At 37.3% G+C, this 17,110-nt stretch carries 14 protein-coding genes; all 14 read left to right on the forward strand.

Translation table 11 applies throughout. The features are described from left to right. Positions 1-2: 2 nt before the first annotated feature. The gene (locus EHC72_RS16860) at positions 3-1,145 is read left to right on the forward strand and encodes an FAD-dependent oxidoreductase (RefSeq protein WP_131538884.1); all 1,143 of its coding nucleotides are present in this window, start codon (positions 3-5) and stop codon (positions 1,143-1,145) included. Between the two features lie 368 nt (positions 1,146-1,513). Continuing rightward, positions 1,514-4,333, forward strand: a complete 2,820-nt coding sequence (locus tag EHC72_RS16865) for a type I restriction endonuclease subunit R (protein WP_131538885.1) — start codon at positions 1,514-1,516, stop codon at positions 4,331-4,333. Further along, positions 4,333-6,294, forward strand: a complete 1,962-nt coding sequence (locus EHC72_RS16870) for a restriction endonuclease subunit S (RefSeq protein WP_131538886.1) — start codon at positions 4,333-4,335, stop codon at positions 6,292-6,294. Before EHC72_RS16865 ends, EHC72_RS16870 begins: the two co-directional genes overlap by 1 nt. 67 nt (positions 6,295-6,361) lie before the next feature. Further along, on the forward strand, positions 6,362-6,937 hold the full coding sequence (locus EHC72_RS16875) for a DUF4062 domain-containing protein (protein ID WP_131538887.1): 576 nt from the start codon (positions 6,362-6,364) through the stop codon (positions 6,935-6,937). Then, complete coding sequence (locus tag EHC72_RS16880; protein ID WP_131538888.1) at positions 6,927-8,420, forward strand: RNA-binding domain-containing protein; 1,494 nt, start codon at positions 6,927-6,929, stop codon at positions 8,418-8,420. Before EHC72_RS16875 ends, EHC72_RS16880 begins: the two co-directional genes overlap by 11 nt. A 109-nt stretch (positions 8,421-8,529) precedes the next feature. Then, entirely contained in the window at positions 8,530-10,062 is a 1,533-nt protein-coding gene (locus tag EHC72_RS16885; RefSeq protein WP_131538889.1) for a class I SAM-dependent DNA methyltransferase, read from the forward strand. 266 nt (positions 10,063-10,328) lie between these two features. Beyond that, entirely contained in the window at positions 10,329-11,075 is a 747-nt protein-coding gene (locus tag EHC72_RS16890; RefSeq protein WP_131538890.1) for a Cthe_2314 family HEPN domain-containing protein, read from the forward strand. 528 nt (positions 11,076-11,603) lie between these two features. After that, positions 11,604-12,614: a hypothetical protein gene (locus EHC72_RS16895; protein WP_131538891.1), complete on the forward strand. Its 1,011-nt coding sequence runs from the start codon at positions 11,604-11,606 to the stop codon at positions 12,612-12,614. Between the two features lie 89 nt (positions 12,615-12,703). Continuing rightward, the gene (locus tag EHC72_RS16900; RefSeq protein ID WP_131538892.1) at positions 12,704-13,033 is read left to right on the forward strand and encodes a helix-turn-helix domain-containing protein; all 330 of its coding nucleotides are present in this window, start codon (positions 12,704-12,706) and stop codon (positions 13,031-13,033) included. Positions 13,034-13,436: 403 nt separating this feature from the next. Beyond that, positions 13,437-13,697, forward strand: a complete 261-nt coding sequence (locus EHC72_RS16905; RefSeq protein ID WP_131538893.1) for a helix-turn-helix domain-containing protein — start codon at positions 13,437-13,439, stop codon at positions 13,695-13,697. A 330-nt stretch (positions 13,698-14,027) separates the two neighbouring features. After that, a complete protein-coding gene (locus EHC72_RS16910; RefSeq protein ID WP_131538894.1) occupies positions 14,028-14,576 on the forward strand; it encodes a BfmA/BtgA family mobilization protein in 549 nt (182 codons plus the stop codon). Between the two features lie 3 nt (positions 14,577-14,579). Then, positions 14,580-15,557 carry a DUF5712 family protein gene (locus EHC72_RS16915; protein WP_131538895.1) on the forward strand — a complete coding sequence of 326 codons (978 nt, stop codon included), beginning with the start codon at positions 14,580-14,582 and terminating at the stop codon, positions 15,555-15,557. A 231-nt stretch (positions 15,558-15,788) separates the two neighbouring features. Beyond that, complete coding sequence (locus EHC72_RS16920; protein WP_131538896.1) at positions 15,789-16,679, forward strand: ABC transporter permease; 891 nt, start codon at positions 15,789-15,791, stop codon at positions 16,677-16,679. 108 nt (positions 16,680-16,787) lie between these two features. Then, a partial coding sequence (locus tag EHC72_RS16925; protein WP_131538897.1) for a transposase occupies positions 16,788-17,110 on the forward strand: 323 nt, incomplete at its 3' end.

The raw sequence follows: 17,110 nt of genomic DNA on the forward strand, positions 1-17,110 counted from the left end.
AAATGAAAAATATAAAAGATAAAAATATAGCAATCGTTGGCGGTGGCCCGGGTGGGCTAACCCTTGCAAGACTTTTGCAACTTAAAGGTGCTGATGTAAAAGTTTATGAGAGAGATTTTAATAAAGATGTTCGCGTGCAAGGAGCAACACTCGATTTACATGAAGAATCAGGATTGAAAGCTTTAACTGCAGCAGGCTTAATGGATGCTTTTATGTCTAATTATCGACCAGGAGCAGATTCTACCAGAATTATGGATGAGAAGGGCAATATTTTATTAGACGATGAAGCAATGGAAGAAGGTGATTTAGGTCGACCAGAAATTGATAGGGGGCCACTTCGTGAAATATTATTGGATTCTTTGCAAGAAAATACCGTTGTTTGGGATAGTCATTTTATTTCAATGAAAGAAAATGATGGTGTTTGGAAATTAGAATTTAAGAACGGAACAATAGCTTACGCTGATTTTGTAATTGCTGCAGATGGTGCAAATTCTAAAATACGACCGCTTATAACATCTATCAAATCTTTTTATTCAGGATTAACTGTTGTTGAAGGTGGAGTGAAAGATGCAGAAACAGCGCTTCCAAATATTTATAAGTTACTGAACGGAGGTAAAATTTTCGCTTTTGGTGATGAAAAGTCTTTAATTGTCGGTTCTAAAGGGGATGGGAGTTTAGCGTTTTATGTTGGTTTTAAAAAAGAAGAAGATTGGTTTCGCAACTGTGGGATTGACTTTACAAATAAGGATGAAGTTTTAATTTGGTTTAAGGAAACTTTTCCTTCATGGGATAGAATGTGGGTAGAACTGTTTGAAAAAGCTTACACTTTTACGCTTCGTCCGCAGTATTGTATGCCATTGGATCAAACTTGGGAAGCAAAATCAAATTTAACCATGTTAGGAGATGCCGCACATTTAATGCCCCCATATGCAGGTGAAGGGGTAAATATGGCAATGCTCGATGCTCTTGAACTAAGCATTTGTTTAACAGACGAATCATTTTCAGATTTGAAAACTGCTATAGCGCATTACGAGAAACAGATGAATCTAAGATTTGCAGAAATAGGTCAAATTACTTTAGATCAAACAGAATCATTGCATAGCCCTAACGCAATTGCAAATATGATACACATGATGGGAGGGTAAACATTCTTAGTTTATTTTCTCAACTTAGGACAAGTTTTCAAGAATATCTTTAAAACAAAAAAGCCTTACATTTCTGTAAGGCTTTCTGTGATCCCGCTGGGATTTGCACCTAGTGCAAAAATCGACGGTTAAATAGTATTTGAGGCTGTTCAGTAATTCTACTCATTGAATTACTCACTAATTTTTTAATACGTTTTCGCTGCAATTGCTATATTCGAATATACATGGAAATATTAGAAATATCAATATTATTATAATCTTATTTGATAATACAGTGTATCTGACGATTAGAGAAAATCTCTATGAAAACTAAAAGCTGAGTATATAAATTACTAAATTGCAACATTCTAAACCGCATTAACAATTAAATGCCGAACGAACTCAACCAAAATCCTGAACAAAAAGCCCGCGACCAGATCGATGCAATGCTGCAACAGGCTGGCTGGCACGTGCAATCAAAGAATAATATTGATTTCAGTGTTGGATTGGGTGTGGCTATTCGTGAATACCAAACCAGTGTTGGTCCTGCTGATTATGTCCTGTTTGTCAATCAAAAACCTTTGGGATTGATAGAAGCCAAAAAGGAAGATGAAGGGCATCGGCTTACCGTTGTTGAAGAACAGTCAAAAGAATATGCAACGGCTGACCTCAAGTTTTTCAAGAATACAGAAGGATTACAATACATTTACGAAAGCACGGGTGTTGTTACCCGATTTACCGATTATACCGACCCAAAGCCTCGGGGCAGAAATGTTTTCAGTTTTCATAAGCCGGAGACTTTATTGGAATGGTCGAAGAGAGACAAAAGTTTAAGAGGAAGGTTTGCTGATTATCCCGTATTGGATGAAACGAATTTGCGTCCGGCGCAGATTATTGCCATTAATAATTTGGAGAAATCTTTTAAAGGCAACCGGCCAAAAGCATTAATTCAAATGGCGACTGGTGCAGGTAAAACCTTTACCGCGGCTACTTTTATTTACCGCTTACTGAAATTTGCAAAAGCTAAACGCATTCTGTTTTTAGTGGATACCAAAAACTTAGGAGAGCAAGCCGAGCAGGAGTTCAGAGCGTATCAGCCACAGGATGATAACCGCAAGTTTACAGAGTTGTATAACGTACAAAGATTGACTTCGAGCTATATCGCTGATGAAAGTCAGGTTTGTATTTCTACGATTCAGCGGATGTATTCTATTTTACAGGGCGAAGAAATGGAGGAGGATGAAGATGTAATCAATCCCAATGAAAATTCATCGTGGATAGAAAAACATTTGGCAAAAAAAGATGCCATTCCGGTTGCCTACAATCCAAAAGTTCCCATTGAGCAGTTTGATTTTATCATTATTGATGAATGCCACCGTTCTATCTACAACCTTTGGAAACAGGTGTTAGATTATTACGATGCTTTTTTGGTCGGCTTAACTGCAACGCCCGATAAAAGAACTTTTGGTTTCTTTAATGAAAATGTAGTCAGCCAATATACATATGAAGAATCGGTGATTGACGGCGTGAACGTTCCTTACGATGTCTATTTAATAGAAACTGATATTTCCACCAAAGGCGCTTTGATTGAAAAAGGCTGGTTTGTGGATAGAAGAGATAAACTTTCCAGAGCCAAACGCTGGCAACAGGAAGATGAAGACACCGCTTATCTGCGAAATGATTTAGATAAAAAGGTAGTCAACATCAGCCAAATCAGAACGATAATTACGGCTTATAGAGATGCTTTGAGGAAAGATATTTTTCCCAATCGTTTTGATGAAAATGGTGAATATGAAGTGCCTAAAACTTTGGTTTTTGCCAAAACCGACAGCCACGCAGATGACATTATCAACATCATCAGAGAAGTATTTGAAGAAGGCAATGACTTCTGTAAAAAGGTAACTTATAAAATAGAAGAAGACCCAAAATCGGTGCTGAACCGTTTTAGAAACGACTACTATCCACGTATTGCCGTAACGGTTGATATGATTGCAACCGGAACCGATGTGAAACCTTTGGAGGTTTTGCTGTTTATGCGGGATGTGAGAAGCATAAATTATTTTGAACAGATGAAAGGACGTGGTACCCGTACCATTTCTGCCGATAAATTAAAACTGGTGACCAAAACTGCCGATGCTAAAACACACTTCGTGATTGTAGATGCAGTAGGTGCAACCAAATCTAAAAAGACCGACAGCCGTCCGCTGGAGCGACAGCCAACTATTCCCTTGAAAGATTTGTTGCAGGCCGTAACAATGGGTGTGCAGGAAGAAGACGTGTATCTTTCATTGGCAAACCGACTTATCCGTCTGGAAAAACAACTGACCGATGACGAAAAAGAGAAGATACAGGAATTGGCAAAAGGGAAAAGCTTAAAGCAGATGACCCGCGAACTGATTGAAGCTTTTGATGCCGATGTCATTGCCGATAAAGCAAATGCCATCATCGCACAAATACCAATTAATGAACGTACGCCTGCTAAAGAAGCAGAAGCCAAAGCAGAAGCGCAGGAAGCCTTGATGAGAACAGCATCACTCACCTTTAATGGAAAACTGAACGACCATATTGATAATGTGCGTAAACAGCACGACCAGATTATTGACCATATCAATCTGGATGAAGTGAGCAAAGCAGAATGGGACACAGAATCGGTGGACAAAGCCAAAGCCCTGATTAACGATTTCAGCGAATACCTGAAAGCCAATAAAGACGAGATACAGGCGCTGAGTATTTTCTACGACCAGCCTTATAACCGCCGTAACATTACTTTTAAAATGATAAAAGAAGTAATGGATAAACTGAAACTGGAAAAACCGCTGTTGGCTCCGGCTCACGTTTGGAATGCCTATGCAGGTTTAGAAGAAGTGAAAAGCGATTGCCCGAAAGATGAACTGACGGCATTGATTTCTTTGATTAGAAAAGTGTGTGGCATAGATGAAGAACTGAAGCCTTTTGATAAAACCATCGACGAGAATTTTAAGCGTTGGATATTTGCACAAAATGCCGGACAGCACAACCGCTTTAGCACGGAGCAAATGGACTGGCTGCGAATGATAAAAGACCACATTGTAAGTTCTTACCATATTGAGCTGGATGATTTAGATTATAACCCGTTTGACAGCAAAGGCGGAAGAGGAAAGATGTACCAATTATTTGGTAACGAAATGGATAGTATTATTAATGAATTAAATGAAGCGTTAGCTGCATAATGAGAGAAGATTGGATAGAAGCTAAAATAGGCGAAATATTATTAATTGAGAGAGGTGGTTCGCCTAGACCGATAAAGGAATTCATTACAAAGGAACCAAGTGGGATAAATTGGATTAAAATTGGAGACACACTAAAAGGTTCAAAATATATTACTTCTACTGAAGAAAAGATTAAAGTAGAAGGTTTGAAAAAGACGAGAATAGTTGAACCTGGAGATTTTGTTTTGTCAAATTCGATGAGTTTTGGAAGACCATTTATTATGGGAATAAAAGGTGCAATACACGATGGTTGGTTGGCTTTACGAAATCCAAATTCTATTTTTGATACTGATTTTCTTTATTATTCCTTAAGCTCACCAAATGTCTATAGTCAGTTTGACAAACTTGCTACTGGCTCTACGGTTAGAAATCTAAACAGCGAACTTGTAGCAAAAGTAATTGTCAGTATTCCTCCTTTTCCCGAACAACGAGCCATAGTTAAAAAATTAGAAAGTTTATTGAGCAGTTTAAATGCCGGTGTTACCGATTTAAAAAAAGCACAACAGCAATTGAAAATTTACAGGCAAGCGGTTTTGAAAAAGGCTTTTGAGGGGGAATTTGTAGAAGTAAAGTTTAAAGAATTGGGTGATGCAATTGACCCTCAACCAAGTCATAGAACGCCACCCGTTGATGCTAATGGAATTCCTTATGTAAGTATAAAAGATATTGTTGGCAATAAGCTTGAACTTTCTAAAGCAAGGTTAGTATCAAAGAACGTCTTGCAGGAACATTTAAACCGTTATACTATTTTAGAAAATGATTTTATAATAGGCAAAATAGGAACGATAGGAAATCCGGTAAAAGTCCACTTGCCTCAAAATTATACGCTTTCAGCAAATGTTGTTTTGATACAACCAAGAAAAATAAATTCTAATTATCTCTATTATTATTTTAAATCCTCAAATATTGAACAGCAATTTAATTCTGGAAAAAAAGCTACAACGCAAGCGGCTTTTGGTATTCAAAAGGTAAGAGATTTAATCATACGTTATCCTTTAGATGATAGCCAACAAAGAAAAATTGTTCTTGACATAGAAACTAAGCTATCCGTTTGTGATTCCATAGAACAAAACATAAAAGAAAGTTTAGAGAAAGCAGAAGCTTTGCGCCAAAGCATTCTTAAAAAAGCATTTGAAGGTAATTTATTGACTGCACAAGAATTGGCAGTATGCAAATTAGCAGTGGATTATGAACCTGCAAGTGTGTTGCTGGAGCGGATAAAAGCGGAGCAGAACAAAGCAAAGGCTAAACCAAGTAAAAAAGAATTGGCTCAACCTTTAGTTGTGGCTAAAACAGAAACTACGGTTGTAAAAGTATCAGCAGATACTCACGCAGGTTTAATAGCTAAAGTGATTAAAATTCACGAAGAGAATCCCGCATCAATTGACAACTTAACTCACATCAAATGTGAAAAGATTGCGCATTTGGTTGAATACCATTTGCAGATTCCATTAGGCAGGCAACCTGTAAAAGACGCTGCAGGTCCGGATGATTATCCGCACTTGAAGAAAATAGAACACCGTGCAAAAATGGCTAACTATTTTGCTATACAAAAGAAAGATATTGGCTATTCCTATTCTTCGGCAAAAAATTCAGACAAGGCCATTGAGAAATTTCAGTCTGTGCTTTCAGATGATAAGAATAAGCAATTGGATGATTTAATTGCTTTGTTTTTAAATTTTAATTTAGAAGCCTCAGAAATTATCGCCACCACTTACGCAGGATGGAATAATCTGATTCTTAGTGGAAATGCAACTCCATCCGGCGAGGAAATAGTTTATGAATCAAGAGAAAACTGGTCAGAACGAAAGTTAAAGATTGCAAGAGAACGCTTTTTCAAAGCGATTGAATGGATGCGCAAAAATGAGATAATACCAACAGGTTATGGAGCAGTAGTTCCTTTCCCGAAAAAGAAGAAGTAAAAAAACTTACCCGAATTCAGAATAATGAAATGTAAGAAGAACAATAGCAACTTAAAAATGTAAGCCTATGCCAGCAGATCCACCCATCAAAATCATGTTGTCATCATCGGTGTATGGTAATCAGCATAACATAGAGAGTTTGTATGCTATCTTAACTGGTTACGGATATAGGGTATTGTGTTCCCACAAAGGAACCGTTTATAATATTCCAGGCAAATCTCCCGAAGAATCTTGTCTTGCAGCAGTTGAAGAGTGTGATTTCTTTTTAGGGATTATATTTCCTTATTATGGTTCAGGCATCACGCATAAAGAATTTGAAAAGGCAGTAGCATTAAACAAACCGCGAGGCTTTTTAGCACATGCACACATTCCATTTTTACGCACATTGTTAAAGCAGTTTATGTATGATGATAAAGGGAATAGGAATGGCTTTAAATTAGATAAAAAGACAACCGTTTTGGACAGCTTAAAAGTAATAGACATGTACAATCTGGCTATAGGTGATGGTAAGCCATTAGATAAAAGAATCTGGGCGCAGGAGTTTACCAAATACGAAGTGGATGGTGCAGATTTTATTCGCACACAATTTGAAGATGTAGCAAGATTTAGAAGCGATTTAAAAGCACTGAAAGATGGAAAATAACAAATTACTTCATTTAATCAATAAAGGAGAAAATGAAACGCTCGCGTTTTTAGCTTCTTTCGATTTAGATAAAATTGCCACCGTTCTTTCAGGATTTATCAATCAAAAAGGCGGCAACTTATTGTTAGGTGTTGCACCTGACAAGCAAATTATAGGCGTCAATACATTTTATTTAATTGATGAGATGCGCAACCAACTGAGTCAAAAAATAACTCCGGAAAGCCCGATAGAAATAATAGAAGAAGACATTGATGATAAAAAAATACTGTTACTAAAAGTATCTGAGGGCAGCAAGCAACCTTATATTTGTAATGGTATTATCTATTTCAGAAAAGGTAAGGAAACTGTTGAAGCAAGTGCCACAGATATAGCTAAGTTGTTGTTGGAGCGCAGGAAAAATGAATTGCATTGGGAGCGTCAGGTAACTTTTGGCGTAGATTGGGAAGATTTGGATGAGAAACTAATTCTGAAAGTGATGCGCAAAGCACAAAGCAATGGAAGAAGCACTTATAGAGGAGAAGAAGCACTTGAATTTCTGAATCACTATGGTCTGTTTAATAATGGCTCGTTTACGAATGCCTGCGTTATATTGTTTGCATTGAACCCTTTAAAATATTTCCCTCAAACACGAGTTCGAATAACAGAATATGCCGAAGGTAAAACGGATAAGGCTTTATTGCGTGATGATGTTTTTGAGGGTAACTTATTTAAATTAAGAGACCAGTTAGAGCAATATGTAGATAATATGGGAACACGAAGTATTTTTGCAGAATCAGAATGGCGTCGAATCGATTTTAAATATCCCGAAAAAGCTTTACAAGAAGGCATTATCAATGCGCTTATCCATAGAGATTATAGTCATTTCAACAGCCATTTAACTATTTCTGTTGATGCTAATGCTTTTGTGATAGCCAATAGCGGTCATCTGCCTCAAGAATTGAAAGTGGCAGACCTCAAAAAAAATCATCGTTCGTTTCCTGCCAACCCAGATATTGCACACATTATCTTTCTGATGGGCTATATAGATAAATTGGGCAGAGGTACCATCAAGATCATGGAAGATTGTAAAAAAGTAGGAATGAAAGAACCTAAATGGACAATAAAGAATAATGAAGTAATACTTGCTTTTTATGCTCCAGAAGGAAGTACGATAGAAGCTAATGATCATTATAAACTTACTGTTGGCTTTGACGATGCAGTACGTGATGCAGTGAATAATATTGTAGGTGATGCAGTAGGTGATGCAGTAAGTGATGCAGTAAAAGATAGACTTTGTGCTATTGTTAATCTACTTTATGTTAATGAGGCTGTTCCTCTAAAGGCAATTGTAATTCATTTTGATAGTTCTAGAGCTACTATACAGAGAGATTTATTGCTATTGAATACTTTGCATTTGTTAAAATTATCAGGTTCAGATAAGTTTCGAGTTTATGATATCAGTGATGCGCTAAGAAATAATATTGATGCGCTAAAAGACAAGTAATGAGGCACTAAAAAATGAGATTGATGCACAAGGTTAAAAGTATAGTAAATGTGTAAGTTGACGAAAATAACATACTGTCAACCTGTAGATTGACAAAAAAATAAATATAATGACAGAAGCAGCAATAGTATCAAAAATATGGAATCTGGCGAATGTAATGCGCCACGACGGCGTTGGTTACGGAGACTATTTGGAGCAGATTACCTATCTACTATTTCTTAAAATGGTGGATGAGTTAAATAAACCGCCTTATAACAGAAACCTTAAATTACCAAGACTGAAAGATGTAGAAGGCAAAGAAGTAGAAAGCGCAGAAGTTTGTTCGTGGGAGAATTTAACTTCAAAGAACGGTGCAGAACTGGAGTCTTTTTATATTCAGGCATTGCGTTCACTCGGGACAGAAAAAGGGATGTTGGGACAAATCTATGTAAAAAGCCAAAACAAAATACAGGATCCGTCTAATCTGCAGCGTATCATCACAATGATTGGCAAAGAAGACTGGAGCATGATGGGTGCCGATGTGAAAGGAACCATCTATGAAGGTTTGCTTGAAAAGAATGCAGAAGATACCAAATCCGGAGCAGGACAATATTTTACGCCAAGAGCATTAATTAGAACAATGGTAGCCTGTATAAAGCCAAAACCTATGAAAACGGTTATAGATCCGGCTTGCGGTTCTGGCGGTTTCTTTTTGGCAGCGTACGACTGGTTGACCGAAAATAATAAATTGAATAAAGACGAAAAGATGTTCTTAAAGAACAGTACTTTTCACGGCAACGAAATTGTATCCAGCACTCGTAGAATGTGTCTGATGAATTTGTATCTCCACGGTATCGGTGAAATAGACGCAGAGCCATTGGTAAAATCTAATGATGCATTGATTGCCGCTGAAAGCCAGACATACGATTATATTTTAGCCAATCCGCCATTTGGTAAAAAAAGTGGTATGACGGTTACTAATGAAGATGGGGATATTGAGAAAGAAGACATCAGTTACAATCGGCAGGATTTTTGGGAAACTACCAGCAACAAACAACTTAACTTTTTGCAGCATATTAAGTCATTGATGAAAATTGATGGCGAAGCAGCAGTTGTTTTACCAGACAATGTTTTGTTTGAAGGTGGAGCTGGAGAGGAAATCAGAAAGCAATTATTAAAAACAACAGAACTGCATACGATTCTACGTTTGCCAACAGGTATTTTCTACGCCAATGGTGTAAAAGCCAATATATTGTTCTTCAATAATAAACCCGCCAATAAAGAGGCATGGACAAAAGAAGTCTGGTTTTATGACTATAGAACCAACGTTCATCACACCCTAAAGAAAAAACCGTTAGCAGAATCTGACTTATCAGACTTTGTAGAATGCTATCATGCTGCAAACATCAATAAGCGAAAGGAAACCTGGAGCGAAGAAAACCCCGACGGTCGCTGGAGAAAATACAGTTATGATGAAATCATTGTCCGCGATAAAACCAGTTTGGATATCTTTTGGGTCAAAGACCAAAGTTTAACTGATTTGGATAATCTGCCTGACCCTGATGTTTTGGCACTGGAGATTATTGATAACATCGAGGCAGGATTGGCAAGTTTCAGAGAGATAGTGAGTGAGCTAGAAAAGACTGAGCATAAAGATGATTAGGTTTAAATCAAAAATTGGCAAGCATAACATAAATCGTTGACTCATGAATATACAGCCAATATTTATTACGGTTATAAATCTCGGCAAAAGCATCCCTGTTACCCTTTTTAAGCAGCAAAGCCTGTTCCTGATTAGAAAAAGAACTATAAGCAGTCAGCGAAGTACATCGGCCGGCCAAAATTAATTTTTTGTTAACTCATAAAAATGTTCGGTAAACTAAACCAAGGCTGTAATAAATACATCTATTAAATTCATAACTTTTAACAATGGAATCTTTATACGCGTGGTATGATGAGGTAATCGCCCACATACAAAACTCCGGCCTAAAAAACTTATCTGAATACGAAGTCAACGGCAAAACTGTATTTACCACTTTTACCGACGTTACCCGGTCGAAACAGCCGGTAAAGGCGTATTCCTATTCAGACTTTAAACATGGTGACGAATTTAATTATCTCAGCATGGATTTTATCTATGCCACCGCCATAATCGAACTTCTGCATCCCAGAATTAACAATGCAATTAAAGAAAACGGCACGTACCTTCAAACCCAAGAAGATCACCTTTATCTGCGCTATGTTGGTTATGGTCTGCAAATCCTTTATGCCTACTGGGATAGGATAGGAGATTTTCTCGATCTGTTTTTTGACACCAAACAAAAAGGAGATGTCTACCTGGCAAATATTATCCGGGACTTTCCTGCCGAATATCAATCTGCTACTTTTCAAGAATTAGTGGACCTTTACAAAAAAAAAGTAAGGCCAGTGCTTGGTGAACGTCATTCTACCGTCCATACTTTCTCCCTGAAAGCAAAATATTATTGGGGCATACTCGAACACGGCGGTAAAGACCAGAAAAAAATTGAAGAATTGCAGGCTGAAAAGGATGCCTATCCAGCACTATTTAGAGAACAGCTAGAATATATGTTCAAAGGATTTGAACTGGCACTAAAGCTAGTTTCTGAGCTCCCTAATGCGCCATTACCAGCTGATCAAGCCGAAGCTGCCAAATAATTATAAAAAAATGGCATATCCATCACAGATATGCCATCACCATTAAGACGAAAAATACTAAGTCGGAAAGTCCCGCGGGATGCGATGCGTTCTGACCAAACCGCTGGTCATGATATAACTATACTCATCCCGGCAATAAGGACAGTTAATTTCTTCTTTTTCCTTATTTCCGATACCATTTGCTTCAATTATCTCGTAACCGAAGTCTTTTTCGCAGTGTCTACAATTTATTACATTCATATATAGCAATAGTATATTTAGAAATGAAAAAGTCAAGCTGAACTCGCAACTATTTTTTTCTAAATCCTCGGGCAAGGCAAAAAATGTACAATCTTAAAATTTTATAAAAAAAACATATTTGATAAAATCTACAAATAGACAACATTTTGTAATCATTAACGCAATAGTTAACAGCAACTGGCAATTGCTCTGTACAGTCCATACCCAGCAGTTCTACACGGGATATATTTAGGTAAAATTTACAGAATATATTTTTACTATTTTAGTATTGAAATAATCATTCAAGAAATGACCGGCTTAATCCAATTTTTAACCAAAATACAGACTTTTAATCTTCTTGTCGTTACCAAAGCCGAATTAAAAAGCCCCATAAAAGAAGATGGGAATAAGCCAGCTTATAGTCTTGCGCACGAAACCCATTATTATAATTCGTTTACCTACAAGAGTGAAACCAGGGTATTAAAAGACATGGCATTAGTTGATCTGGTATCCCTTAATGACACCAGTTTAAGAAGAGAATTTGACCAGCTGAAAAAATTAAAAGAAAGGTTTAAACTCATATGGACAAATTTCCACCAACATTACGGTGAACTTAAAGCCGAATATCCCAGAAATTTCATATTTTCGATTCAACTCGATTACTTGTTTATCGTTAATAACCTGCAATCGGATTATGAGGATATTTACATTGGCGATGAGTTTGTGGAAAGTCTGCACGATACTTTAAAGATCAGGGATAAGTTCCTAAGTGAGCTAATCAGCGAAGTAGATGAAGTTCTAAATCCCCGTGAAACGTTCGAGGAATGGATGGCCAAGCAGAAAAACCCAGAACAAGTTGAAGATGTCACGCCTGAGAAGCCAACAAAAATCCCATATAATCCCGATGCGGGTCGGCCAAAATTCAATCATCAGTATATAGATAACTTTTTGCAACTTGTAAGGACTTATTTTTCAGAGGAACATTTCAACCAACTTGCCGCACTGATAAAATTGGACGAACAACCTGCAAGCCAATTGATCTTCAACGGAAACAGTAATAAGCTTGCAGATGCTTTTAAGCAGCTCTATGAAGCTAACCTGATTGTGGGATGCAATAAAGCAGAACTTGAAAAATGGATTCTAAAACACTTCTTATATAGCAACGGAGAAAAAGTAAACGAATATTCGGAGGGCTGGCTCAGTGCGATAATATCTTCCGATACCAAGGTTTGCAAATCACCGATTTTAGAGGTAAGGATAAAAGACAAAGTTCCTTTTCTGGTTCCAACAGTCCGAAACAAAAAAAACAGTAAATACTAGTAGGGAAACAGTATGGATGTGGTTTAACGTGTTGTAACCCTACAAAACAAGCCACTAACATTGCGGCATCAAAACAAAAGATACCGCTTATGAAGTACACATTTGAAGAACTACCGCAGGCCATTAGTACACTGCACGAAAAGGTAGATTGTATTAAAGACCTGCTGCTGGAAAATAGGTCGCAAAATCCCCAACATCCCCGAGACGATTTATTGACCATCAGACAGGCTGCCGAATTTCTCCGCCTGTCTGTACCCACGCTTTACACCAAAGTGAGTCGGAAGGAAATCCCCGTGAACAAGCGGGGCAAGAGACTTTATTTCTCCATGGTGGAACTATCAGAATGGGTAAGATCGGGAAGGAAGAAAACCGCGGAGGAAATTAATTCCCCAACGAACGGTATCATACCACCAACATAACTATATATCCTGTTGCTAAGCAGATACGTATCCATGTAACAACATAGGTATATATCCACATAACAACGGTTTATGTGTAACAAAAATCACTGGCACAGCATGATAATTCGGGACAACCCAAAGGGTTGTGGCGCTTTCAAGGGTGCGGTGATTGGCGGTAGAAAGGCGGTTCAGGCAGTCAGTCCCCTTTTCGGGGGCTGAGCAAGCGGAAGTTGGGCAGTGGCCCTACTTGCTTGCTCTGAGCTATCGCTACAGGGGTTTCAAGTATCCTCCGGGGATACTTGTTGGCCTTTCAGGCCGATAGAAACAGTAAACGGTATACTTTGAGGTATACCGAATATTTGAATGTAAAAATATATGTATATGTGCATTGATGCATATATCAAAATGAAAGGAGCTAATTATGAGGATGGACATCATTACAATGGATGATCTGCAGCAGTTCAAGACAGAAATGCTGAATGAAATGAAAAATATATTAAAAACTAATAGTGGTGTCTCAAATAAATCATGGTTAAGGAGTGCTGAGGTAAGGAAAATGCTAAATATTTCGCCTGGTACATTACAGAATTTGCGTATCAATGGCAACTTGCCATTTCGTAAGGTTGGGGGAACTATGTTTTACAGTAGGGAAAAAATTGAAAAGATGATGGAGGGGAAATGAAATGACGAAAGATGAAAACTTGTACCACGAAGGATTGCGTAGATACTTCGCGCATGCGTCACAACAGCCACATTTTTTTCCAACGCATTTAAGCATATTAATTGCATTGGTTCAATGTTGTAATTATCAGGATCCAACACTGCCATTTAATGTAAGCAGAAAAACGCTTATGCGGTTTTCAAGGATAAAGTCTGTTTCAACATACCACAAAAATATCAGGGACTTGAAGGAAAGTGGTTTTATTAAATATAAACCCTCATGGCATCCAAAGCTGGGTAGTGAAGTGGAACTTAATATTGGATTGGAGAAGAACTTTTAAAGAGATAGGTAATGGAAGATATCAATGTTAAGTCTGTGCGATATCCAAAAGCAACTGATGAAAAACTGGAAAAAATCTCGTTGAAACTGGGGAGACCGAAAAAACTGGTGGTTATACAGATGGTCAATTATTTTTATGGTACAAAAAAAGACCCGATCGATTTCAACGACGAGCTACTTAAGAAAGAGCTGGTAAACGGAGTAAGCAGGATAATATCATTTTTCAAAAAACAGGAAAAGGATTTTCTGTTACCCATGTTTACTGACAGTAAAGGACTCACTATCATAGCTAAAGAGCATACAGAATATTTCAAAATAATCTGGCAGCATCTACAGAAAGAGGAAAAGAAAAGTGACGGAATTTCTAACCGCATGGGGCAACTGGAAAAGGAAATTTCCAGAACTCACCAGTATCACAATGAAAAAAGTAAACTGAAGTCCAGTTTTAGAGAGATACTCAATTATTATATCAATCAGAGGGAATCTTTGGGATGGCCAGTATCAGCTGCCAAAAAGGAGGAATTACAAAGCCATGTCAGAAAATCCCTTGAAAATATTTAGCCTATGTACATCAACATCACAGCATCTGAGACGGGAAATAACAAAGGCAGTAGCGGAGCTTTGGTCAATTATCTGGAAAAGGAGAATAATTTAAAAACTGGAAAAAACTTAGATCAGCGTTATGAAAACTGGTTTAATGGTATTAGAAACGACGTTAGGAGACAGGAAGTCCGTGTAAAAATCGATAATAATATTGCAAAGCTTGGCCGTGATGACAGTAAGTTTTTCCTGATTAATATCAGTCCAAGCCAAAAGGAGCTGGAACATCTTTTTAAACGATATGGAGAGAGTGGTGCAAAAGAGAAACTCAAAGAATTTGCTGTAAATGTTATGGACGAATACGCTAAGAATTTCAAAAGGCCAGGTATTATTACCAACAACGATCTTTTATGGTTTGGCAAGGTTGAAAACTATCGTTATTACAAGCATACAGATAAAGAAGTAAAAAATGGAACAAAGCAAAAGGGGGATCGAAAAGAAGGACAACAAATGCACGTTCAAGTGATTGTGAGCCGTAAAGATTTAAGTAATAAAGTTAAGCTTAGTCCTCGAAATACCTCGAAAGGAAGAAATGAAAAACATTCTGCAAAGCTAGGGCAATTTAACCGCAGTGCATTTAAACAGTCTGGTGAGGAAGTATTTGATAATTTATTCAAATTCGAGAGAGGGCTGAAGGATAAGTTTATATATGCAAATGTTATGGAGAACGGAACTACTGAACAGAAAACCCAGATGCACATGATCTCCAAACTCTCGACTGACATTTCAAAAAATATCATTATAGATAGTTTGACGAAAGGAATTTCAGATGGAGTTTTTGCCAATGTTGCCGATATGATGACTACTGCAAAAGATGCTAGCATTGGGCTATTTGAAATCTTGATGGAACCTACTTACGAATCCTCACAGACAGATTCTGTCGAGGAAGCTGAGAAACGGAGGCGTAAAAAGTTGCAGCAGTCACAGGGATTTAGTAGGTAGTATTGACAACCTGATTAAATAGTCTGACACAACTATTATGCTTTTTTTTAAGATTTTTTAGATATATTATCAGCTGAACCATATATCCTCACTGTTCATAATCGCACTATTTCTGTCCGAATATGAACAATACTTAAAGTGGTTAGACTTGTAATATTTTGATTTTCAGTATTTTGTGATCTATTTTAAGGTTGGCATAAATTTTCGCTTGTGTGGCTTAAACCCCGTAATATGTTTTCTTTAAATTTTAAAATTGCGTTGCGCTCCTTATTAAAAAACAAATGGATATCAGTCATCAATATCGGTGGACTCGCAATTGGGTTAGCTTGTTGTTTACTACTGTTATTGTACATCGGCTACGAGTGGAGTTTTAATACAAAATTTAAAGATTTGGATCGCATCTATATTTCGATGATTAATAGCAAGACAAATGGTACGTTGCGTACATTAGCCTATGCTCCAAGTAAGCTTGCACCTGCTGCCAAGGAAAGCATACCCGGTATAGAATATGCATCCAGAATTAATTGGCATCCTGGTACACAATTTGGTAATCAAGCATCAAACTTCCGCTTGAATGCCATTTCGGTGGACCCGGATTTTTTGAAGATATTACAATATCATTGTTTAAGTGGCAACATGTCAACTGCTCTGAATACTCCTGATGGCGTAATTCTAACAGAAAACACAGCACAGAAAATGTTTGGAAATTCAAACCCTGTAGGCAAAAGTATAAAATGGAATAACGCAAGAATTTTAACTGTAACTGCTGTAATCAGCGATATAGAAAAGAATGAGACATTTCAATTTGACGCTATTCAAAGCTGGGCTTTTGATGAATCTGTTAATGAGCAAATTAGGACACTTGAATGGGGTGCCATATCTTGTCAAACAATCTACAAATTGAGAGACAAAATTTCTTATGATCAAACGGATAAATCATTACGAGCGCTTATTAAGCTTAATGATCCTGAAACTAATAATGAAGCCTTCTTATTTCCATTCAAAAAATATCATTTATATTCCGAATTTTCTAATGGTAAGGTCGTTAGCGGCAAGATAGATCAATTAAAATTATTTCTTCTTCTCGCTTGTTGCGTTTTATTGATTGCGAGTATTAATTAGTCTCTCCTTAAACCACCTATAATTTACTGATTATTAGTATTTTGGGTTTAAAATAGCTTGTTTTTTATTGCAAGAATTTGTATCTTAAAGCTTTAAAACCTTGCAAATATGTTGGGGAAAAATCCAGAAAAGAAGCCAGAATTATTCCGCCCAATGTTGGTGGATTTTATTGACCACGAGCATGAACTTGTTCTACTTTCAGAAAAAATAGATTGGAATTATTTTGAGAAAGAATTTTCGCCCTTGTATTCCAAAGTGGGCAATCCGAGCCATCCGATTCGGTTTATGGTGGGTTGTTTGCTACTGAAACATTTGTATAATTTGGGCGATGAGACGTTGGAAAAAGCCTGGATCATGAATCCTTATATGCAGCATTTTTGTGGCAGGGTTTTCTTTGAACACGAATTTCCTTGTGACCCGAGTAATTTTGT

It is taken from the genome of Pedobacter nototheniae (genome assembly GCF_004335085.1).
In the GTDB taxonomy this organism is placed as follows: domain Bacteria; phylum Bacteroidota; class Bacteroidia; order Sphingobacteriales; family Sphingobacteriaceae; genus Pedobacter; species Pedobacter nototheniae.

What these genes read in the sequence shown, in the direction of transcription:
- EHC72_RS16865 (WP_131538885.1), top strand. Translation starts at nt 1,514, where the DNA reads ATGCCGAACGAACTCAACCAAAATCCTGAACAAAAAGCCCGCGACCAG.
- EHC72_RS16915 (WP_131538895.1), top strand. Translation starts at nt 14,580, where the DNA reads ATGTACATCAACATCACAGCATCTGAGACGGGAAATAACAAAGGCAGT.
- EHC72_RS16910 (WP_131538894.1), top strand. Translation starts at nt 14,028, where the DNA reads ATGGAAGATATCAATGTTAAGTCTGTGCGATATCCAAAAGCAACTGAT.
- EHC72_RS16885 (WP_131538889.1), top strand. Translation starts at nt 8,530, where the DNA reads ATGACAGAAGCAGCAATAGTATCAAAAATATGGAATCTGGCGAATGTA.
- EHC72_RS16900 (WP_131538892.1), top strand. Translation starts at nt 12,704, where the DNA reads ATGAAGTACACATTTGAAGAACTACCGCAGGCCATTAGTACACTGCAC.
- EHC72_RS16895 (WP_131538891.1), top strand. Translation starts at nt 11,604, where the DNA reads ATGACCGGCTTAATCCAATTTTTAACCAAAATACAGACTTTTAATCTT.
- EHC72_RS16920 (WP_131538896.1), top strand. Translation starts at nt 15,789, where the DNA reads ATGTTTTCTTTAAATTTTAAAATTGCGTTGCGCTCCTTATTAAAAAAC.
- EHC72_RS16860 (WP_131538884.1), top strand. Translation starts at nt 3, where the DNA reads ATGAAAAATATAAAAGATAAAAATATAGCAATCGTTGGCGGTGGCCCG.
- EHC72_RS16870 (WP_131538886.1), top strand. Translation starts at nt 4,333, where the DNA reads ATGAGAGAAGATTGGATAGAAGCTAAAATAGGCGAAATATTATTAATT.
- EHC72_RS16875 (WP_131538887.1), top strand. Translation starts at nt 6,362, where the DNA reads ATGCCAGCAGATCCACCCATCAAAATCATGTTGTCATCATCGGTGTAT.
- EHC72_RS16905 (WP_131538893.1), top strand. Translation starts at nt 13,437, where the DNA reads ATGAGGATGGACATCATTACAATGGATGATCTGCAGCAGTTCAAGACA.
- EHC72_RS16880 (WP_131538888.1), top strand. Translation starts at nt 6,927, where the DNA reads ATGGAAAATAACAAATTACTTCATTTAATCAATAAAGGAGAAAATGAA.
- EHC72_RS16890 (WP_131538890.1), top strand. Translation starts at nt 10,329, where the DNA reads ATGGAATCTTTATACGCGTGGTATGATGAGGTAATCGCCCACATACAA.